18 protein-coding genes, 1 tRNA gene, 1 other RNA gene and 1 pseudogene are annotated in these 21,599 nt (G+C 47.0%); 6 read left to right on the top strand and 15 right to left on the bottom strand.

Features of this window, described 5'->3' with window-relative positions:
- Window positions 1–174 (bottom strand): annotated as a pseudogene (locus NC980_RS04660) (IS5/IS1182 family transposase); the annotation flags it as partial.
- Between the two features lie 435 nt (window positions 175–609).
- On the opposite strand from NC980_RS04660, the gene NC980_RS04665 reads away from it, so the two are divergent.
- Window positions 610–696 (top strand) — tRNA-Ser (locus tag NC980_RS04665).
- Between the two features lie 220 nt (window positions 697–916).
- Here the strand turns inward: NC980_RS04665 and NC980_RS04670 are convergent.
- From NC980_RS04670 to NC980_RS04705, 8 genes are all read right to left on the bottom strand, one after another.
- Window positions 917–2,209 (bottom strand): insulinase family protein, encoded by a 1,293-nt coding sequence (locus NC980_RS04670; protein WP_190377629.1) that lies wholly within the window; start codon window positions 2,207–2,209, stop codon window positions 917–919.
- Window positions 2,210–2,250: 41 nt separating this feature from the next.
- Window positions 2,251–3,594: a pitrilysin family protein gene (locus NC980_RS04675; RefSeq protein WP_190377630.1), complete on the bottom strand. Its 1,344-nt coding sequence runs from the start codon at window positions 3,592–3,594 to the stop codon at window positions 2,251–2,253.
- A gap of 338 nt (window positions 3,595–3,932) precedes the next feature.
- A non-coding RNA gene (ssrS, locus tag NC980_RS04680) (6S RNA) lies at window positions 3,933–4,117 on the bottom strand.
- 77 nt (window positions 4,118–4,194) lie between these two features.
- Entirely contained in the window at window positions 4,195–4,506 is a 312-nt protein-coding gene (locus NC980_RS04685; RefSeq protein ID WP_190377631.1) for a hypothetical protein, read from the bottom strand.
- Window positions 4,507–4,619: 113 nt separating this feature from the next.
- Window positions 4,620–4,841 carry a hypothetical protein gene (locus tag NC980_RS04690; RefSeq protein ID WP_190377632.1) on the bottom strand — a complete coding sequence of 74 codons (222 nt, stop codon included), beginning with the start codon at window positions 4,839–4,841 and terminating at the stop codon, window positions 4,620–4,622.
- 105 nt (window positions 4,842–4,946) lie between these two features.
- Window positions 4,947–5,681, bottom strand: a complete 735-nt coding sequence (locus NC980_RS04695) for a TIGR04283 family arsenosugar biosynthesis glycosyltransferase (protein ID WP_190377633.1) — start codon at window positions 5,679–5,681, stop codon at window positions 4,947–4,949.
- A gap of 1 nt (window position 5,682) precedes the next feature.
- Complete coding sequence (locus tag NC980_RS04700; protein ID WP_190377634.1) at window positions 5,683–6,771, bottom strand: acyltransferase family protein; 1,089 nt, start codon at window positions 6,769–6,771, stop codon at window positions 5,683–5,685.
- Complete coding sequence (locus tag NC980_RS04705; RefSeq protein WP_190377635.1) at window positions 6,755–7,219, bottom strand: rhodanese-like domain-containing protein; 465 nt, start codon at window positions 7,217–7,219, stop codon at window positions 6,755–6,757. The genes NC980_RS04700 and NC980_RS04705 overlap by 17 nt, the downstream gene beginning before the upstream one ends.
- A gap of 53 nt (window positions 7,220–7,272) precedes the next feature.
- Here NC980_RS04705 and NC980_RS04710 point away from each other — a divergent pair, with 53 nt between their 5' ends.
- From NC980_RS04710 to NC980_RS04725, 4 genes are all read left to right on the top strand, one after another.
- On the top strand, window positions 7,273–8,613 hold the full coding sequence (locus tag NC980_RS04710) for a TrkH family potassium uptake protein (protein ID WP_190377636.1): 1,341 nt from the start codon (window positions 7,273–7,275) through the stop codon (window positions 8,611–8,613).
- Window positions 8,614–8,664: 51 nt separating this feature from the next.
- Window positions 8,665–9,366 (top strand): NAD-binding protein, encoded by a 702-nt coding sequence (locus NC980_RS04715; protein ID WP_190377637.1) that lies wholly within the window; start codon window positions 8,665–8,667, stop codon window positions 9,364–9,366.
- A gap of 747 nt (window positions 9,367–10,113) precedes the next feature.
- Entirely contained in the window at window positions 10,114–11,745 is a 1,632-nt protein-coding gene (locus tag NC980_RS04720) for an ABC transporter ATP-binding protein (protein ID WP_190377638.1), read from the top strand.
- 39 nt (window positions 11,746–11,784) lie between these two features.
- Entirely contained in the window at window positions 11,785–12,492 is a 708-nt protein-coding gene (locus NC980_RS04725; protein WP_190377639.1) for a glycoside hydrolase family protein, read from the top strand.
- Window positions 12,493–12,537: 45 nt separating this feature from the next.
- On the opposite strand, the gene NC980_RS04730 is transcribed toward NC980_RS04725, so the two are convergent.
- Entirely contained in the window at window positions 12,538–13,470 is a 933-nt protein-coding gene (locus tag NC980_RS04730) for a manganese catalase family protein (protein WP_190377640.1), read from the bottom strand.
- Window positions 13,471–13,598: 128 nt separating this feature from the next.
- Entirely contained in the window at window positions 13,599–14,105 is a 507-nt protein-coding gene (locus NC980_RS04735) for a DUF2243 domain-containing protein (RefSeq protein WP_190377641.1), read from the bottom strand.
- Window positions 14,106–14,378: 273 nt separating this feature from the next.
- Between NC980_RS04735 and NC980_RS04740 the strand changes: the two genes are divergently transcribed.
- Complete coding sequence (locus NC980_RS04740; RefSeq protein ID WP_190377642.1) at window positions 14,379–15,419, top strand: hemerythrin domain-containing protein; 1,041 nt, start codon at window positions 14,379–14,381, stop codon at window positions 15,417–15,419.
- A gap of 61 nt (window positions 15,420–15,480) precedes the next feature.
- On the opposite strand, the gene NC980_RS04745 is transcribed toward NC980_RS04740, so the two are convergent.
- The 4 genes from NC980_RS04745 to NC980_RS04760 are packed head-to-tail and all read right to left on the bottom strand — an operon-like array spanning window position 15,481 to window position 21,592.
- Window positions 15,481–16,998, bottom strand: coding sequence for an adenylate/guanylate cyclase domain-containing protein (locus tag NC980_RS04745; protein ID WP_190377643.1), 1,518 nt, complete (start codon window positions 16,996–16,998; stop codon window positions 15,481–15,483).
- A 2-nt stretch (window positions 16,999–17,000) separates the two neighbouring features.
- Window positions 17,001–17,981 carry a chemotaxis-specific protein-glutamate methyltransferase CheB gene (gene cheB, locus NC980_RS04750; RefSeq protein ID WP_190377644.1) on the bottom strand — a complete coding sequence of 327 codons (981 nt, stop codon included), beginning with the start codon at window positions 17,979–17,981 and terminating at the stop codon, window positions 17,001–17,003.
- Window positions 17,982–17,983: 2 nt separating this feature from the next.
- The gene (locus NC980_RS04755; protein WP_190377645.1) at window positions 17,984–20,863 is read right to left on the bottom strand and encodes a hybrid sensor histidine kinase/response regulator; all 2,880 of its coding nucleotides are present in this window, start codon (window positions 20,861–20,863) and stop codon (window positions 17,984–17,986) included.
- A 3-nt stretch (window positions 20,864–20,866) separates the two neighbouring features.
- Window positions 20,867–21,592 carry a chemotaxis protein CheW gene (locus NC980_RS04760; protein WP_190377646.1) on the bottom strand — a complete coding sequence of 242 codons (726 nt, stop codon included), beginning with the start codon at window positions 21,590–21,592 and terminating at the stop codon, window positions 20,867–20,869.
- Window positions 21,593–21,599 lie beyond the last annotated feature (7 nt).

A 21,599-nucleotide genomic window follows, 5' to 3' on the forward strand; every position in this document is an offset into this window, starting at 1 on the left:
CTTTGCGCCCGCCGCCTCTTGCCCGTTTTCGCACAGGCTTTGCCGCAATGCGACTGGCTTCATAGGCTTGCTCAAAACTGGGCAGCAAGGCATCGAAAGCGTTTCGATTCAGCCCGGTTAATGCTCGCATCGCAGCAGGCGATCCTGGTTCAGTGCGCGTTCAAGGTTAAGCATCTGGCGGCATACTGTTGGTCTTGTCTATTATTACCTATTTCCCAACAAGTCTTTTATATGCCTTGCCTAAGTAAGTCCACCTTAGCCGAATAGATCCATTGTTGTCTTGAACATTGACACTGCCTTTAGCTCTTCTGGATCGCATACCCACCTATAGTCAACCTTATAGGTGGCTAAACCTCTTGAAATTCCTTTTATTCTCTGACTGTACTTTTAGCCACAAACTGATCAGAGATATTTTCTCTTGATGTCAAAATAAACTTTTCTTCAGAGAGAGGCATTCGAACCCTTGGATAAGTCACCCCATCCCAGCATTCCCGGGGAAGCGCCGACCCGAATTTGCCTTATTTCAAGCCATTTTCAAAAAACAGATCTCAAGGATGCACCAAGTTCTGCTATAGTATGAATTCTGTGGCTTGAAAAAGCTGCCCATCTGGAGAGATGGCCGAGTGGTTTAAGGCGCAGCACTGGAAATGCTGTGATGGGGTGACTTATCCGAGGGTTCGAATCCCTCTCTCTCCGTTCTAAAACTTTGGTGTATCACGGCTTTTAGAGAACCCTCGAAACTTCGAGGGTTTCTTTTTGGGCGATCGATTGGGTGACTTTGAAGGTCTTTAGACACCTTTTGACTATTAGTTGACTATCCAAATTTGAGCGGTATGGCTCAACGCGGGATAGTGGTGAATGCCTGAAGATGTCAAAAAGAAATAAGCGTTCGGGGACAGTGGTATGGCAGCAAGGATTAGGCAAGATGCAAATTCTCGATCGCCTCTGCTGGGCCTAGTAAAGAAACGTAAGGAGAACCAAAATACCGACCAGCAACTTCTTGTGCGGTTTCTGGGGTGACGTTGGCGATCGCGGCTTGAAACTGCGCGTCAAATTCGACCCCTAATCCTAAGGTTTCGTACCAGCCAAAAATTTGTGCGAGTTGAGAGTTGGTCTGTTTACCCAGGGCGTATTGCCCGAGTAGCTTATTTTTGGCAGTCTGGATCTCCTCTTCGCTCAAAGGTGCATCGCACAGGCGATCGACTTCTGTTTTCAAGCCGGAAAGCGCGATCGCTGTATTTCCTGGAGCCGTACCCATGTAGGTAACAAAATATGAGGTATCAAGCCGCGTCGGGTAAAAGGCAGACACTTCATAAGCCAAACCTCGCTTCTCACGCAGTTCAACAAACAGCCGGCTGGATAAACCATTGCCTAAATAGGTGTTTAGCAACTTGAGAGCAGCGTAATCTGCCATCGTACTCGATTGAACCGAGGGCGCAAGATAGCCGAGGATGACGATCGATTGCTGTGTCTCTTGAGGAATGCTGTTGCGGGTTGGATTGGATGTGACGATCGGTAATGTGAGATCCGCAACCGGTGTCGAGGGTGCCTTCCAGTCTCCTAAAATTTCTTCAACCTGCGATACCGCTTGATCCGGTGTAATTCGACCTGCAATGCTGATGATCAAGTTATCGGGGCGGAAGTATGTTTTGTAGTAGTCTTGGAGATCCTGACGGGTCAACTTCTCGACGGTACTGATCGTTCCCAAACCTGAAAGCGCGTAAGGATGTTCGCCGTACATTGTCTGGCGTAAACGATCGAGCGCAACCGTGAAGGGTTGCTCCTGCTGAGAGCGAATGGCTTGGAGTGTGAGCCGTCGTTCTAGCTCAACTTCTGCCTCTGGAAAAGTTGCCGATCGTAAAAGTTCTCCTGCCAAGTCCAGCATTTCAGGAAAATCGGCGGAGACAGTTTTTAAGCTGAGTAGAAAATAGTCCGAAGCGGCATCTGTGCCTAAACTTGCTCCGATCGATTCAACTCGTTCTGCGATTTCCAAGGACGAGTGATCTTCTGTGCCTTTCGTCATCACCGCTGCGACGAGGTGCGAAAGTCCCGCTTTATCGTATGGCTCCCAACGGCTTCCAGTTTTCAGGAACAAACGAGCCGCAATAATATCAGCCGATGGATTTTCGGTGACAAGCACTGTGATGCCATTGCTTAACACAGTGTGGTGAACCATTCGATTTTGAGACAGGGTGATAGTTGAAGTCACGATCGTTCTGAAAACTACATGCGTTGATTCTAGCAACCTAGTTACATCGGTTTCACGACGATCGCAGCATAGTGATAGGGCGAAAGATAGTGACTCGCCAGATCGCGTAAATCTTCGGTTGTGAACGATTGAATCCAATGAGGGTAAGCGATCGCGGCTTCGATTTGAGCGAGAGAATGATAATAGCCGTATAGTCCTGCAAGCTGTCCGGGGGTTTCAGTTGAGAAGGCGTGATCGTTGCAGAGTAGTCGTTTTGTGCGATCGAGTTCAGCCTGAGCAATGGGGATCGTCATCAAATGAGACAAGCGATCGCAAATCAGCGCTTCGACTCGCTCTAAATCTTCGGGATCGAGCCAAGCGGCAATTGTAAATAAACTCGAATCCCGTTGTAGAGAGAAGCTACAGTCGATCGCCTGCACCAGTTGACGTTCCTCGCGTAGTTCTTGAACAAATCGTGAGGTGCGCCCAGAGGCAAGAACGGCTGAGAGCAAATCTAGTCCACAGGCTGCTTTTAATGGATCTTGTTGGTTCGATCGCTCAAATCGTTTCCAGGGGAGCGGCTCGTCGGCATCATCCTGCTGGAGCGGTTCAACTCCTGGCGCAATCCAAGCCATCAGCAATCGAGCTTGTTCGAGTCTGGGTAGATAGAGTTCTTCGCGTCGGATGCTGGTGATTGGCGGTTCGGCTTCCGCTTCGTGCCGTGGGCAGGACATTGAATTGGGGAATGGATGAAACGCTTTTTCGACCTGAAGTTTTGCTTCGTCGAGAGCAATATCGCCCGTAACCACCACAGTCATATTTTCCGGTTGGTAGTGGGTGCGATGAAACGATCGCATTTCCTCTGCCGATCGCGGCATTAAGCTCTCTTCTGTTCCTAAAATCGGTCTGCCGTAGGGATGCCGCTGATAGACCAATTCCGACAGCACCTGAAATGCGATCGCGTCGGGATCATCATAAGTCTGCAAAATTTCTTCCAGGACAACGTCGCGTTCCCGCCCAAACTCATCATCGGGGATTGCCGCATTGAGCAACAGTTCACCCAGGTAGGGTAGGGTTTCCGCAAAATCTTTTGATGCGGTCGTCATATAGAAGTGCGCGTAATCATAACTCGTGGCTGCGTTCGTCATTCCGCCCCGGTTTTCGATCGCTTGATCAAATGCTCCGGGTGCAAGCTTACTCGTTCCTTTGAAAATCATGTGTTCAAGGAAATGAGCCATTCCCGACCACTCATTCGGTTCTACGATCGAGCCTGCATTCACCCAGACATCGATTGCGCTGACTCCAGTTGCGGGGAGATGATGGTGAATCAGCGTTAGTCCATTGTCTAGCTGATGTACGGTTGCAGGCAAAGCAAGAGGGATTTGGGGCGATCGGTAAATATTCAAGGGATTAACTGATCGATACAAGTAGAGGACAATGGTTAGAAAGGGTTAGAAGCGGCGGTATGTGATCCTGTTAACTTACAGCACTGAAATAGGTGTGAGAAGATCAAAACGATCAAGACTATTTTTTAATCATTTATGCTAAATTTCTCGCGCCAAAATGCAGAGATTTGATCTCTCGATCGACGGATTTTCAGAGTTCTGAATTAAAACATTGTTGGCATAAAATTCAATCAAAAATCGATTTCATAATAAATTTTAATCAAACTTTCGTGAACAAGAAATAATAGAATTTTTTGCAATAAAAATTCCCTCACTTAATCAGTAAGGGATCGAAAAAGTAGGACACCGCAGCGCCGTCTTACCTCAGCTTTTGACCTGGTTAAAACCAGGTGGGTGTCGAAGTAGCGGATTTGAAGTTTCCGAGTACAAGCTCGGTCTACTGCCATCAGCCTTTTTTGACTCCCAGATTCAAAAAACATAGATCATAAAACATTGTTGGCAGTCACCAACGCCGCAGCAAATCCTTCGTTTATTGTAGCGGGTCAGTTTGGAGTTGGAAAGTCTATTCTCAATTCTTCCACCCCATTTGTGACTCTAGGCTTACTGCTTCTTCTGAGCAGGAGGCTGAGCGGATTCGGTTGATTTTTCTTTTGCAGCATCGTTAGTTTTCTTGGCTGCATCGCTTGTCTTTTTAACTGCTTCGCCTGCTTTGGCTTTTGTCGCTTCTCCAGACTTTTTAGCTGCTGTACCTGGCTTCTTGGCATCTCCGGCTTTCTCAACTGATGTCGCAGGCTGTGCAGCGGGCGATGCAGGAGGTGAAGGGGGAGCTGCTTGCTCTGAACCGGAACATGCAGTAAGACTGGTTGCTAGAGCGAGTCCAGCTAGAATGCCGATCGCGTTTGATTTTTTCATGGTGTTTCTCAAGTCCTAATAGATTCTTTGTTCGGAGGAGACACCATAATTTACCCTAGATTGCAAAATCTAACGCAGTCATTATTCGTTTTTTGGATTGTTTCTGAACTGGACTATTGAATTCTGTCGCTGCTCTTTTGCCACAGGCGTTCTAACATTTCAATTTGTCGCTTTAAAGTCTGGCGTTTTTGCTTTTTATGGGCCAAAACTGTAAAAAATATGCTAAAAGGCAACGCAATCGCAATCAGTCCTTCAGAAATGGCGGTAGTATCGCTATCAACGCGAATAGTTGCGATCGGCGATGAGGCTTGAATCGCCCGAAAATCCGAGTGCATAAAAAAGAGTCTCCAGAACAGATCTAAAATTTGATGAATAAATTTTATTGTGGCACTGGGATCTCTACACCTTGCTCTACCATTAGGTTTGTTTAAAGGTTAGGGTTAGCGAATATCGTTGTAGAAGCGTCTCAATCTTGTAGCAGAGACACCAAGCCCCCAGAGTATGCCGATGTATAGATAGAGAGCGGTCGCTTTCCAGGCTCCCCATTTTGCGACTCGACGATCGGAGCTTTGGACGATGCGATTGATTTGACGAATTCTGCCTTTGCGAATCAGCCGTAAACAGAGGTTGCCGTCTTCCATGATGGGGAGCGCTTCATCGAATCCGCCACATTCCCAGAAGTCAGATCTGCGACAAAACATGACTTGATCGCCAAATAGTAAACGCAACCCTTTGATAAAGAGATGAGGACGAAAAAGTAGGGGTGCGTAGTAGGTTTTGAGAAAGTTGTGCAGAGAGATTCCCCAACGTGTTTTGCGATCGCCGGTCATGATCGAGATAAAGCCAGCGCAGGCGATAGCCGGATCGGCTAGAGTTTCGCGGATTAGCGCGATCGCGTCGTCGGGAATTTGAGTATCGGCGTGGAGAAAGCAGAGAATGTCACCCGTTGCCTGGGCAGCTCCGTGATTGAGCTGAATGGCACGACTGGGACGATCGCAGTGAAGAATTTGAGCGAGATTAGTTTGCTTGACAAGAGCGATCGTGTTGTCTGTACTGCCGCCATCGACGATGATGATTTCCCAAGCAGCGGGGGCGAGAATTGCAAGCTGTCTGAGGGTGCGATCAATGCTGCGGCTTTCGTTTAAGGTCGGGATAATAATGGAAACACGAGACATATTATTTCAATCCGAGAAGCGATCGCGTGATCCAAATTTTACGCACGAACAATTCATAAACCAAGAGCGTGATCAAGACGGTTGCGCTGCTGATGATTAGAAATTTTGCAGCAATATTGACGCTCCATTGCACCACGAAAAACGCGATCGTGACTAGAAGCGTTTGGTGTAACAAATACACTGGATACGCTGCTTCATTTAGGTAATTTAGAATTGCATTGCGATGTTGGAAAAAGCGTTGTCCTAAGCTGAGAAATGCGAGAACGCAGACCCAAGAATTTATTCCTCGAAAGGCTTGATAGCTCATGTATGCAAGTGAGTAAGCGCGATCGGGAACGACATCAGCAATCCATAATCCGATGAAAATTGACATCAGCACGATCGCGCTTCCGATAATCCAAGAACGATATTGATCGAGCAGTTCGGTAAACTGCGATCGAGCGACTAAGCCATATCCGTAAATAAAGTAAGTCAGATATAGCAACACATTCGCCCAATCATCGTATAAGTTTTGAAATCCAATCCATTTCGGTCGAAATATCGCTTCAATCAACGCAAGAGGTAATGCGAGTAGAATCAAGTTGACTCGGTAATTCGCAGACTTTAGAAATGAGAATATCGGTAGTGCAACTAGCGAGAAAACAAACAGGTAAACAATAAACCAAAGATGCGCCCATTCAAAATTTCCAGCAGGACGAATTCCGTTAAAGAACTGGGGATAAAACTCGAAGTAAGAGCCTTGAAAGCGCGATCGTGAAAGCAGTGAAAGATAAACCTGTGGCGGCACAAGCACAAACAATCCAAACACGAACGGGATTAATAGCCGCTGCACTCTTTCTTTGAGATAATCTTTGGATGATCGCTTCTCTAAAGCAAACCAACTTGCCGCCCCAGAAACAAAGAAAAAGAGCGGCATGTGCCACTGATGAATGAACAAAATCAGGAATCCTAACGCCGAACTGGTAGGTTGATTCACCACATAAAACTCACCCAAATCGCCGCGATAAAACACCGCTGCTGCATGAAAATAAATCAACACTGCAACCGCAAAAACGCGCAGCCAGTCTAAATCATTACGTCGTTTGTTCATCGATCGCGGCTCTCAATTCAGGTTTTAGCAACTTTCCCCATCGGGCATTGTAGGGATGAACTGATCGCACCAATCGCCCGTTGTTTTGGTAAAGCGATCGCGCCTCATTCGCCCATTGAAAGATGCTGCCTTCTAGGTTCCATACATCAGTAAAGCCATGCTTCTGAAGCTGTTGGGCAACTCTAGCGCTGCGATATCCCACCGAGCAATATACGACGATCGCAAAATTCTTGGGTAAGTGCTTCCAGTTTGGCTGACGCGGATCAATTCGCTGGGCAGTTTTAAGATGACTCACCGTAAATTCTGGCACAGTGCGAGCATCCAGAAGAATAGGAGGTATTCGGGCGGGATCTTGTAGCCAGAGATCGAGGTCTTGAGTGGAAAGCGATCGGACTGTGGGAAACTGAATCCGAATCCAGAGCTTCAGCAGCTTAAATAGAAGATTCACAGCAAAATAGATTTACAATTTTGCTCGATCGTACTCTTTCTCGCACTTCGTTTATGACTGTCTCTCGTACTATTTGCCTAGGTTTCCTTGCTCTTATTCTCGCCGGAACGGGTCTTTTGATGCTGCCGATTTCGACTGCCAGTGGCGAATGGAACAACCTCGTCACGGCTTTATTTACGTCAACTTCATGCGTCTGTGTAACCGGGCTATCTGTCGTGGATGTGGGAAAGTTTTATTCCTTCTGGGGCCAATTATTTATGGTGATTCTGGTACAGGTGGGTGGACTGGGATACATGACGGCAACGACAGTTTTGCTGTTATTTCTGGGTAGACGGTTGGGACTAAGAGAAAAAATTGCGGTGCAGCAGTCGCTCGACGTGCCGGGATTGTCGGGATTGACGGGGTTGTTACAGTCGATTATCGCCACCACTCTACTGTTTGAGCTAACCGGGGTGATTTTGCTGATGACGGTGTTTCTGCCGCAGTTTAGCGATCGACCGCTTTGGGCGCTGTGGCAATCGATTTTTCACAGTGTTAATTCGTTTAACAATGCTGGATTTAGCTTGTTTTCGGATAATTTGATCCAGTACGCTACCAATCCGATCGTCAATTTCACCGTGTCAGGATTGATTATTTTTGGCGGAATTGGCTATCAGGTGATTATGGAGATGTATTTTTGGGGACGCGATCGCCTCAGCCGTAATCCCAGACGAACCAGTTTTTCGTTGAATTTTCGCGTCGCAGTTAGTATGACGATCGTGCTGTTGATTATGGGAACGATCGCCATTCTCGCAACCGAATTCCGCAATCCGAATACGCTCGGTGCCATGAGTTTTCCTCACAAACTCATGGCAGCTTGGTTTCAGGCAGTTGTTCCCCGGACGGCTGGATTCAACACGATCGACATTACTAAAATGACCACTGCTGGATTATTTATTACGATCGCGTTGATGTTTATCGGTACAAGTCCGGGTAGTACAGGCGGCGGTATTAAAACCACAACGCTGCGAGTGCTGCTGGATAGTACAAGAGCGGTACTGCAAGGAAAAGAAGTAGTGCTGTCGTCAAACCGTGAGATTCCAGTGGCGCTGATTTTGAAAGCGGTTGCTGTGTTGATTGGCTCGATTACAACGGTTATTACTGCAACAGTCTTAATTGCGCTGACTGATCCGGAGATTAGCTTTATCAATATCTTATTTGAAGTCGTATCTGCGTTCGCGACGGTTGGATTAACCGCCTTTGGAACTGGAAACTTATCCATTCCCGGTCAACTTCTGATCGTGACGGTCATGTATGTCGGACGGGTGGGCGTTTTGCTGTTGATGAGTGCAGTTCTGGGCGATCCGAAGCCGAGCTTTGTAAATTACCCTGAAGAAAATCTGCTAGTCGGGTAACATTTTCAAACTATTATGATTGATCGAGATCATTGAGAGGCACAAGAGATCGTGAATCTATCATCTTTGGGATTCTTTCACAGTTTACGATCGAACAATAAAAATCGACAGTTTGCGGTGATTGGCTTGGGGCGATTCGGGCGAGCAGTCTGCGCGACGATGCACAATTCTGGCTATGAAGTGCTGGCGGCCGATTCTGATAAAGGCAGAGTTGATCAAGCGTTGAACGATCGCATCGTCACTCATGCTCGTCAAATCGATTCGACTCAGCCTGCTGCACTCCGAGAAGCGGGAATTTTTGAGCAAGATACAGTAATTGTGGCGATCGGCAATTACGTTCAGGAAAGTATTATTACAACGATGAACGTAAAAGAGGGCGGTGTGCCGCATGTAGTGGCAAAAGCATCTTCAGAAATCCACGAAAAGCTGCTGAAGAAAGTGGGCGCGGATCATGTGGTGTTTCCAGAACATGAAATGGGCTGCACGTTGGCACGATCGCTGACTAAGCCCGGAATTTTAGATCGGTTTGACCTCGATCCTGAAAACAGCATCGTCGAAATGATTGCCCCCGAAAGCTTCCACGGTAAATCGATCGCGCAGCTACAACTGCGATCAAACTATGGCTTAAACCTGCTTGCGTTCAGCAAGGATGGGAAATTCATCATCAATCCCAACCCAAATATGTACATTACGAAGGGAACCGCAATCGTGGTAATTGGAACGAATCGGGATATCGATCGTTTACCGATCTAACCAGCCATAGAATTACCCTGTTTCAATGCGTAGAGTGACGTTTCACGATTGCCAACGCCAATGTAGAACTTCGCGATTCAAGTTTCTAACTTTCACCCAGAGCATTAAGTTAAGAAGTTGTATTATTTGATTTTGCAATTACGGTATCGAGTTTAGAAATTTCGTTTTTTAGTTTTTCTATTCTGTTACTTAGTTTTGCAATTACGGTATCGAGTTGACGAATTCGTCTTTTAGTTTTGCAATTACGGTATCGAGTTTAGGAATTCCGTCTTTTAGTTTTGCAATTACGGTATCGAGTTTAGGAATTCTGCTACTTGATAGCGCGATCGTTATATCTGATACCAAGTCAATTCGTGAATGCGACAGATCCTTCGCCCCCTAAATCCCCCATTCTGGGGGACTTTGAGAACCTAATCCTTCTTTGGCTTGAAGTTCCCCACTCGTGGGGGATTTAGGGGGCTTCCAAGATTTGTAGCAATTAAAGATCAATTTGGTATGAGCGGACATCGTTCGACAAAATAAAGTGATACCGAATTCAACATAGAATGCGACAGATCAATTTGGTATGAGTCCGATCGCTGATAATCCCGCGTCAATAGGCTACCGATAACAGTCTTGGATGGTTAGCGACTCAAGGCTGGTAAATTTGCTTGACTTGAGAAACTCATCGATTTCGCCAGTTGAGTCAGGCGATTTGAACGAGATGAGCTAAAGTGATTGCAGTCAAAAAATAGCGATCGCACCATCATGAACGATTCTTTGTTCTGCGTTGAAGACCTTACCGTTGCATATCGGGCTGGACAAAACGCAGTTGTGAAAAATGTTTCGTTTACGCTGCAACCCGGAGAGCGACTCGGCTTAGTCGGTGAATCGGGCTGTGGTAAGTCCACGCTCGGACGGGCAGCGATGCGATTGTTATCTGATGCCCAAATCCAAGGGCAGGTGAAGTTTGAGGGTAAATCGGTGTTTGATTTGTCCGAAACTGAGCTTCAGAAGTTTCGAGGTGAAGCGGTGGCGCTGATCTTTCAAGACCCAATGACGCGACTCGATCCGCTCATGACGATCGGCGATCATTGCTTAGAAACCCTGAAATCGCACGAACCAAACTTATCGACAAAAGCCGCAAAACAACGAGCGATCGACACCTTAAAAGCCGTCAATATTCCCGAAAGTCGCTGGTCACAATATCCGCACGAATTTAGTGGTGGAATGCGGCAAAGAGTCGCGATCGCGCTTGCTTTATTACTAAATCCGAAACTGATCGTTGCAGATGAACCGACAACAAGTTTAGATGTGACGGTTGCGGCCCAGATTTTGAAAGAGTTGACGCGCCTATGTAGTGAGCGAAATATGGCGCTGATTTTGATCTCTCACGATCTCGCAATGATTGCGGAATATTGCGATCAGATTGCTGTAATGTATGACGGCGAAATTGTTGAAGCAGGTTCAACGCAATCCGTTTTTCGTTCTCCTCAGCAGGAATATACTCGTACACTGATTAATTCAGCGCTGCATTTGCAAAAAGATTCCGGTTCTATTGTTGAAAGTAATCATGCTAGTGCTGCACCAATCTTACGGTTATCTGAACTGAAGCAGCACTATACGATCGAATCTAACTTTATCTCTCGCTTGTTCGACAAAAACGATCGCACTATCCGCGCTGTGGATGGCATTGATCTTGAACTTTATCCGGGTGAAACCTTGGGTTTAGTTGGAGAATCAGGCTGTGGTAAAAGCACCTTATCTCGCACGATTTTGCACTTACTTCGACCGACTAGCGGCAAAGTAGAATTTTTTGGACAAAATCTAACCCGCCTCAATCGCGAACAACTGCAAAAACAGCGACGACAAATTCAGATGATCTTTCAAGATCCCCACGCTTGTCTGAATCCGCGCATGACGATCGGCGAAAGTATTGCTGACCCGCTTCTGATTCACCACCTTGCAACCCCAGAAAAAGCGCGGCAAGAAGTGGAATATGTTCTAGAACGAGTCGGACTCACTCCAGTTGAATCGTTTTACCATCGCTATCCGGGCGAACTCTCCGGAGGACAGCAGCAGCGCGTTGCGATCGCTCGTGCCCTGATCACTCGTCCTAAATTAGTAATCTGCGATGAGCCTGTTAGTATGCTAGATGCTACAGTGCAAACTCAAGTGCTGCAATTGATGCAGGATCTCAAACAAGAATTTGACTTAACTTATCTATTTATCACGCATGATCTGTGGGTAGCGCGATACTTCTGCGATCGCATTGCAGTGATGAACGGCGGCAAAATTGTTGAACTCGGTGAAACTCAGACTTTGTTTAAACATCCTCAGCATCCCTACACCCAATCGCTGTTAGGAGCTGCACCCTTGTTAAACAAGATGACTGGCTAATAAAGAAGCTAAAATGCTCAAGAGTGCGTAATCTGTTGTATGACGAAAGCAAATTCTCCAAAGCCAGAAGCTCCAAAACCCGACACGCTTGAGCAAAATGTCGGTAGTTGGCTCGTTCGCAGCTTGATTTTGTTGGCGATCGTTCTGATCATTGGGCATTTGCAAGGGAAGCGCCCCGAATTTCTGACGTTTGAAGGTTCAGGACGCGGAGCAGATGCGCCCTTAGTTAAGCAGGGCGGCGATCCATACGTTCGGGCGCTGATGCGAACCATCTCGGCGAGTGAGTCAAACGTGCGAAATCCTTATGGTGTAATGTATGGTGGCACTTATGCACAGAGCTTAAACGAGCATCCCGATCGCTGTATTACGATCGTCAATGGCCCTAATATTGGAAACTGCACGACCGCAGCAGGGCGCTATCAGTTCATCACGACCACTTGGCAAGAGAAAGCAAGACGCTACCATCCGGCTCCCGACGGCTTTTTCATGTGGCAGAACTACAGCTTTGAGCCGCAGTATCAAGATGAAGTGGTTTATCGCTGGCTCAGTGACTCCCAAGCTTGGGGGGTAGATATTCCTCAATTGCTCAGAAAAGGACAAGTCGATCGAGTGTTGAAGATTCTGTCTCCGACTTGGACAAGCTTAGGCTATGGGATTGAAACCAACTCAATGAGTGATGCGTTGCCCAGAATCTATCAGCGTGTTTTGCAGCAGGAATTAAAACAAGGCAAACAATCCTCGTTTTAATTGGAACGATCGGGGTAAGCTCTGTGCTTACCCCGCTTCAATTAACTATTTGTTGAAGCCGTCGATCGCGTCTTTAACACCCTCGACAATGTTCTTCACCGGATTATCGCTAGTCTTCTGCATGGCGGTTGTAGCCGGAGTTGCATGAAGTTTGGGCTTCGGTTGCGGCGGTTCAGGAATCGGGCCGAGCGGTTGAGGATTTGCGACATACTCGAACTGTCCTTTACCATCCATCGATTGTCCTTTCGCCCAGCGTCCTTCTGCGCTGTCTTCTCCTTCCGAATTGTTCCAGAACTGATAAGCATACTCGCGCTTACCGTATTCGTGAGCAATCTTCGGAGTCACAACATCTTCAAAACCATCGCTTCTCAATTCTTCGATCGCTGCCAACCATTGGTTTTGGTGCATCGTATCGCGTGCAATCATGAAGCTCAAATGATCGCGGATGCCTGGATCGTCCGTCATTTCATACAAGCGAACAGTTTGCATCAGACCTTGAGACTCTGCATGTAAGTTCGATCGGAAATCCGCCAATAAGTTACCGCTTGCAGTAATAAAGCGACCATTCCAAGGGAAACCGACGCTATCGGCAGGCATTGCACCTTGACCTGACACAATTTCGTGCTGAGGGTTCATTGCAGCAACAATCACATCTCTAGGATTTGTTCCACCCATCACTGCGCCCACAACCGGATCTTTAACTCCTTCTTCCTGCATCTCAACAGGTGCTTTATCTAATAGATGCGCCACCATTGTTGCCAGCATTTCAACGTGGCCAATTTCTTCGGTTCCAGTATCTAGCAGCAAATCGCGGTATTTTGCAGGGCCGCGACAGTTCCAACCTTGGAATAGATACTGCATCATCACAGTCATTTCACCCATTGAGCCACCAATTAGCTCTTGTAGCTTTTTAGCGTAAATTGGATCGGGTTTAGAGGGTGGCGTAAAATATTGCAAACGCTTCGTATGTAAAAACATGATATTCCCCAAAAAAAAAGAGTGTTCAACAGTTGCTTAGATTGCTTTGGGTAAGCAACCTAATTAAGTCCGAACACCTCATTTCTAGCGGCCCAATCTGTTAACTAAATCAGCCTATAGTTGAACCCTCAAGACATAGATTCTTGAGGGTTTTTCCATCGCTCAACTAATTTGTATCCCGCAATGATCAGCGATATGCCAAACCCCAAAAATGCTAGATCCCACAGCATATAGTGAGCACCGGAATGCACATGATGAATTCCCAGAATTTCGTGGTCGATAATCCCTTCAAACGTATTAAACAACCCTGCCCCTAGCAAGATTAAACCGATAAAGGGCTGACTCGATTTTGGCAGTTCATCGGCTAGATGCGATCGCCACAACAGCGTCACACCTGCGATCGTCAAGAAATAATCTGCAGCATGAAACAAACCGTCTGCCACCGAATGCACTTTCACATCTGCCATATTTGTCATCGGTCGCACAGTGCTTAACATATGATGCCACTGCAAAATTTGATGGAGAAAGATGCCATCAAAAAATCCTGCAAAGCCCATTCCTAATAAAATACTGGCTAAAACGAATCGCTTCGGTAGAGTAGCTGATTCGAGCGGCGCTTGAGTTACGTTCGTCATAGTTAAATTAAACAAACCTACTAATGCCTTGACCGTCTAGACCTCTGTCTAGAGAGCGAAATCAGTGATTGAGTTACATGGCAGCTCTCAATTAGTTGAGGAGGGCCATTTCCTTCTAGCCTTTATGGCTCAAACAAGAGCGCTATATTTACAAGATCTAACTCCAGTTAGGTGGATAGTGGTGCAGTCCCTTTCAAAATTCAGGGGATCGGCAAGCTCTAGTGTTATTTTGTCGATGCCTCAAACAAATCAGTACCTATAGGAGAACTAAACATGGTTGCAACCTTAGATGATACAAAACGATTGATGATCGGCGAACGGTTAGCAGATCTCAAAGCGTTTCAAAGCCTGATTCTCTCAAACGATCAAAAACTAATTGATGCTTGCCCCTACGACGATGTTCGTGAACGATTGCAGAATATGCTCGAAGACGATCGCAAAAACTTGGGCATCGTCGAAACCGTGATTGTGCAATATGGGATTCAAGCTGAGCCAAGTCCAGCGACTCGCATCTTTATCGAGAACTTTGAGAAGATGATGGAGGGTGATCAGTTTACGTACTATCAAAAGCTGATTCACCACGAACTGATGAAGCATGGTCAAGCGATGAGCGGCATCAACATTCACAAAGCGGCTCAGAAAGTGGGAGCAGATATCGAAGTTGCGATCGCGCCACTCAACACCGTGAACTTTGAAGGTCGAGCGCACCAAGAACAACTCAAAGGAATGCTCGAACAAGTTGGAGTCCGCGAAATGACTGGGATGGATGCGGATCAAGGAATTTGGGCGCGGGTACAAGACGCAGTTGCCGCTTTATCAGGTGTTGCAGGGAGTGTGATTACCCAAAACACCGATAAACAGGACATGAACATCCAAACCCTGATTCGGTTGGATCACAACAAAGTGAATACGATCTTCACTGAGATTGGCGCAACAAAAGATCCGCAGAAGCTGCAAGAGTATTTCGGGCAGCTCTACAAGGACATCTTGGTACATGCGAAAGCCGAGGAAGAAGTCGTCTATCCGAGAATTCGATCGTTCTACGGCGACGAAAATACTCAGGAACTTTACGGCGAACAAGCTGAATGGCGACCGATGCTAGAGGAAATTAAGTCGATCGATCCTGCATCGGCGGATCAGTTTCGCTCCAAGATCAAAGATTTGATGGAGCACTTGGGCGACCATATTCGCCAAGAAGAAAGCACTATGTTTGCTGCGATCGACAAAAATTGCAGCACCGAAGAGAAGGAGCAAATGGCAACTGAGTTTAAAGCGGTGAAAACAAGAGTACAGCAGGAGATGTCCTCAATGTAGTCGCTAATGTCATCGCTTGAGAGGTGCGTGATTGTGAATAGCGCACCTCTCAAGTAGAGGTCTATTTCTCAGTAAACGTCCAAACTCCGTTCCACTGTTTGGGTATTCCTTGATCGATCAGTTGATTGACTCGGCTGAGGTAAAGTTGTGCGGTTTTATCCATAGCATTCACCGCCAGAACTTTCTCAAAGGATGTTTTCGCCGCGATCGCATCCCCCTGACAGTAAAGTTTTATGCCTTGCTCAAAGTCTGGCTGTGTTTGAAGCTTGAGCGATCGTACTGCTTCTTGCTCCGCATCTAGAACCTCATAAATTGAGAGAGGTTCGCTTCTTCCTTTTACGATGGCACGATCGAGAAATCGCAGTTGATACTGTTCTGGAGCAGTTAGATTCTCATACGTTTGCTGTGAGAGCAATAGTGATACACCATAGAACTTAGTTAAACCTTCTAAACGAGCCGTCAGGTTAACATTATCGGAAAAAGCATCACCCTGCATTCGGCTCTCTTCGCCGATCATGCCTAACATCATATGACCCACATGAATGCCAATTCCAACTTGGATGGGCTGTTCACCTTGACGGTCTTGGTTGAATTGTTCAACGGCTCGAAATAGATTGATTCCTGCCGCGATCGCATCATCTGCACCCTCTGGAAACACAGCCATCATTCCATCACCAAGAAATTTAACAATCAAGCCGTGATGATTGCGAATCTCCGGGCTGACTCGCTGTAGATAGGCGTTTACAAAGGCAAAATTTTCTTTCGGTGTCATGCTTTCAGATAGAGTCGTGAACGATCGAATATCTGAAAACATGACTGCCATTGTTTTACTCACATGGTCGCCGAGTTTCACTTCAGTAATGCTTTTCTTTCGCAGAAAGCGCAGATACTCATTCGGCACAAAGCGACTGTAGGCTTCTAGTAATTTTTCTTGCTGATGGTTCGCTTCAATCAGTTGAGTTTCCCGAATTTTGACGGTTTTAACCATGTGAGTAAACACCCGCGCCAACTGTCCGAGTTCATCATCACGCTTTGCAACCTCAGATAAAACATCAGGTTGAAACGCATCCCGTTCGACATCGGATGCGGCAGTTGTCACTTTACCGACTTGCTCGATATAAGCTGCTTGGCGGAGAATTTCAGCCTTAAACAAGGCTTCTGCTTCTTGTCGCTTCAGAAAATTTAGATAAGCTTTGGAATGATAGCGAATCCGAGCAATCAGTTCTCTTGCATCAGGAAGCTTTACTAAGTAGTCATTCGCGCCTAGTTCAAAGGCTTTCGCTTTGATCGTTGGGTCTTCTTTGCTCGACAGCACAATTAAGGGAACAAAGCACGTTGTTGCATCCCGCGATCGCAAGAACTGAACCAGTAATAGTCCCTCCATTTGCGGCATGACTAGATCTTGTAGAATCACTGTTGGATGGCACTGTGCAGCAAAATCTAGTGCTTCAGTCGGATCACTACAGTAATGGAAGGCAATGTCTACTTCTGAGGCCAACATTCGCCTGATTGCTTCAGCAATAATCGTTTGATCGTCGATGAGTAGCACTGTGATTTGTTCATCGAGTGAAGAAGTCATAGTTATGTGAATCTTAGGGTAGACAGAGTTGCAGCAATTGCGGCTGGGGAAAGCACCTCGATCGCAGCGTTTAGCTCGACTGCAGCTTTCGGCATTCCATAAACCACGCAGCTTTCCTGACTCTGCGCGATCGTTTGCCAGTTCTGCTGGCGCAGTGCTTGTAATCCTTGTGCGCCATCGCGTCCCATTCCGGTGAGTAAAATTGCAGTTCCTTGACGGTTCCAGTGTTGAGCTAGACTTTTGAAAAACACATCAACAGAGGGTCGATACACGTACTCGATTGGGTACGGTGTGTAGTCGAGCGTGAGATCGGATTTTAGATAGAGGTGATCGTTTGTGCCTGCAACTAACACTGTTCCGCGTTCGGGTCGATCCCCTGCCATTGCAATTCTCACAGGTAAGCGTGTTTGTTGGCTTAACCAGTCTGCAAAGCCTACCGAAAAATGAGCATCCACATGCTGAACAATGACGATCGCGGCTCTAAAGTTGGTTGGGAGTTCAGCAAGAATCGTAGCGAGTGCTTTTGGCCCTCCGGTGGATGAGCCGATCGCAATCAGCGGCATCAATCCATCTTTGTGAGCGGTTCGACTGTAAGCAGATGAACTGCGATGCGCTGAGGTCAATCGTTTACCCATTCTCGAAATTTTGGCTAGAAGCTCCGTTGTTCCAGCGCGATCATCACTTAGACCAGAGATATCCACAACATCGATCGCCCCTTGCTCGATCGCAGCGTAAACAGCCGAGATGTGTTCTCGCAGGTCTGTTGTTGTAATCAGAACGCTACAGGCAGCCAGTTTTAGAATTTGCTCAGTCGTCGCAGCAGGTAATTGAGCATCGATCAGAATCACATCAGGTAGAGTCTGAAGACATTTTGCGGCTGCCTCTGTAGCGCTCTGCGCTGTCCAGATTAACTGATACTGCGCTAGCGCTTGCTTGAGTGCTGCAATCTGGTGCATAGAAGGGTTGACGATCGCAATTTTCATGTTCAACGACCTACCAAACTGACAACCGCATCAATCAAACCATCATCATGAAAACTACTCTTGGTGAGATAGTAGTCTGCGCCTGCTTCGAGTCCCTGAATCCGGTCTTCTGGGCGATCGCGGTAAGACACAATGATCACAGGTAACGAATGCAAGCGAGAATGATTTTTAATGTGCTTCACCAGTTCAATTCCATTCATTTGGGGCATATCGATGTCGCTGATCACCAAGTCATACTGGTTCGTTCGGATGGCATTCCAGCCCTCTGCACCATTCACGGCAACATCCACGGTGTAGCCGCGATTTTCGAGCAGCTTACGTTCCATTTCGCGCACCGTAATTGAATCATCTACCACTAAAATTTTCTTATGCTTCTCAAGAGGAACATCGGCTTCGAGAGAATTCACTCTTGCGAGCTGTCCAGAATTCAGCAGCATATCAATTGATCGCACCATATCAGCAACATCTACAATCAAGATCGGAGTTCCGTCGGCAAGCAGTGAAGTTGCACTGATGTCACGCACTTTTCCCAAACGGGGATCAAGGGGCCGCACTACTAGATCACGTTCGCCCAAAAACTTATCCACAACCAGCCCGTAAGGACGGGATTGATCGCTAACCACGACCACAGAAAGGGCTGCATCCTGAGACATTAGCTCTGGCAATTCGAGAATTTGATGCGCGGCAACCAAACCAATGTGCTGTTGATTCAGGGTGAAATATTCGCGGTTTTCAACATCACTAATTTGCGATCGTTCTACTCTGACGATTTGATCAATTCGGGCTAGGGGAATTGCATAAGGTTTCCCTGAAATTTCAACTAACAAGGTTCGTACCACCGATAAAGTCAGCGGTAACTGAAAGTGAAAGCTTGTTCCTTTACCAACTTGAGACATGGCGCGAACGGTTCCTCCGACTTCTTGCGCCATGCTTTTCGCAATGTCTAAGCCTACTCCCCGTCCAGAAATTTCCGTGACTTGCTTGGCAGTAGAAAACCCTGGCAGGAATAAAAATTCCAAAAGTTCACTATCACTCAATTGTGCTGCCATTTCTGATGTTGCTAGGTTCTTCTTAATCACCTTTTGACGCAACTGTTCTAGATTGATTCCTTTACCGTCATCGGCGATCGTAATCGCTAACATTCCCCCTCGATGCAGCGCTTCGAGGCGAATTGTGCCTTCTGCGGGTTTTCCAACCGCAATGCGCTCTTCAGGGGATTCGATGCCGTGGTCGGTGGCGTTTCTGAGAATGTGAGTGAGGGGCGCTTCGAGCTTTTTGAGGATGTCGCGATCGACAGGGGTAGATTTGCCAATAATCTCTAGCTTGACTTTTTTATTCAGCTTCCGAGCAAGATCGCGAATCATGCGCGGAAAGCCTTGCACTCCATCATTAAACGGGCGCATATTTGAGGAAATGACCTCTCGATAGAGGCGATCAGAGAGATTTGCGGTGCGTTGGGCATAAAGTTCAAGCTCGGTTAAGCGATCGCCCAAGAAGCCGAAACATTCCTGTTCGCGCTGGCGAGCTTCGTGCAGGCGTTCTCTGCTTTCTTGGTCATAGATGCCGCGATCGAGCGAAGTCTGAAGCTGCTCTAGACTGCGCGACAGTTCCCCTAGTCGTCGCTTTAGCAGCATCATTGAGTCTGCATAGGGTTGAAGCCAGTTTGCTTCGATCAATGACTCTCCTGCGAGTCCCATAATGCGGTTTAAGTTCTCTGCGCTGACTCGCACTACCCGATCTTGGATGGCTTGCTCGGATTGCTCAACGGTTGCAGATTGTTTTGAGCGGTTTGCTTCCAATAGGTGAAGAGCTTCTTCGGTGTTTGGTTCACGGTCTAAGCGCTCAGGCTCGATCAGGGTCTTCTGGCTGGATTGGGCTGCTTGAACAGCTGGATCAAGGATTGCAGCGATCGTCGATCGTATGGATTCAAATGCTGAGTGATTGCGCTTTAACCATTGAGAAAGCTCTGAATTGCTAACTTGACTGATGCCCTGAATCAGATCAACCGCTTGCAGCAGTACATCAACATTATCTGGATTGAGTGTAATTCTGCTCTGTTGAGCCGCAACAAAACAGTCTTCCATAACGTGAGCCAGGTTAACGATCGCGTCAAGTGAGACAATTCGCGCTGCCCCTTTGAGGGAATGAGCCGCTCGCATCAATGTTTCTAGCGCTTGCCCAGATTGAACATTATTTTCCAGGGCAAGGATTCCGTCATTCAGAATTACGACCTGTGCTTCTGCTTCCAACCGAAATAAATCTAGCATCGAAGCATCTACGCTGGGCGATGCTTCAGGCGATTTCGGTGCTTCAATGAGCGCGATCGGGGGTTCTGATTTAGCTTGATCAACGGTTGCCTCACTGGGTAAAGAACTTGTAGAGGGTAAAGAACTTGTAGAAGCTGCAATCTGATGCGATGCAGTAACTTGATCAACCGTTGCCTCTACTGATTGCCCTACTGATGAATGGTTGCTGGATAAACCATGATTTAATGCAGCAGTCGCTCTTAAGGCAGTTTGAATGATGCCTAAACTCCAGGAATGTTCATTCAACCATTGATCAAGATCTCCTGTTGCCGCCTTGCTCATATTCAACAGAAAACGGCTAGCATACAGCAAATTCTCAACCTGCTCCGGAGAAAGCGTGACCGCTTTGTTTTGAGCCGCGAGCAAGGATTGATGGATTAAATTTGCTAGCTCTACGATCGCTTCCAATTTCATCAGTCGCGCTGCTCCCCAAGTCGCATGGGCTGCTTGACTTGATCGATTCAACTCTGCGATCGACAACGGCTGCGTTTTCAGAACAGAAAGCGACTCGGTGAGAACACCAACCTGAACTTCCACTTCGCGGCAAAACAGTTCCAGCTTTGAGTAAGTGTTCATCGATTAAAAAATCTTGTGGTTTAGCGTGTAAAACAATAGTTCAGAATCGAGATAGCTCACTTTCTGATTTTGCCAATGCACAATCCCTTGTGTATATGCTTCAGCCGCTTTTGCCACCACGATCGGGGCATCTTGTAGCTCCGATGAATGAAAGCGAAAGACTCCGTGCACTTCATCCACCGGAAACACCCACTTCTCGTCGCCTTGACCCGCCAGAATCATCCGCTTAGAGGAACCTGTCGCCGCATCTTCATCCGCACGTAAGTTCAAAAGATAGCTTAACGAGGCGCACAGCAAAGTTTCTCCCCGAATATTGACTAATCCGAGAAAGAGTTCATTGCTGCGGTGTGGAACGGGCTGAATGACACAGGGCGCTGTCACTTCCTGCAAAATCCGCACGGGCAGAGATAACCATTCCTTGCCCAAGCGAAAAATCATCACAGAAATTGCATCCGCTGTACACACGATCGCGCCTTCGCTTTCCGTATCTTCTGGATCGCTCGGTGCTTCAGAAAGAATGCGAATCCACTCATCGAGATAGTTCTGCTGGGGTTCGCGCTGGAGCAAACTATCTCCCGCTGCTGCATACACCGGACAGTCATAACAGTGCATCACGGTCGATAAGCGATCACAAGATCGATCGCCCATTACGCCGATCTGATTCCAGCAATCATTCAACGCTGTAGAGTCGATCGTCTGACCTGAAGTTACTAAGTCTTGCTGTATCATCGTCACA

This window comes from Leptolyngbya sp. AS-A5, from assembly GCF_039962495.1.
In the GTDB taxonomy this organism is placed as follows: Bacteria; Cyanobacteriota; Cyanobacteriia; order Leptolyngbyales; family Leptolyngbyaceae; genus Leptolyngbya.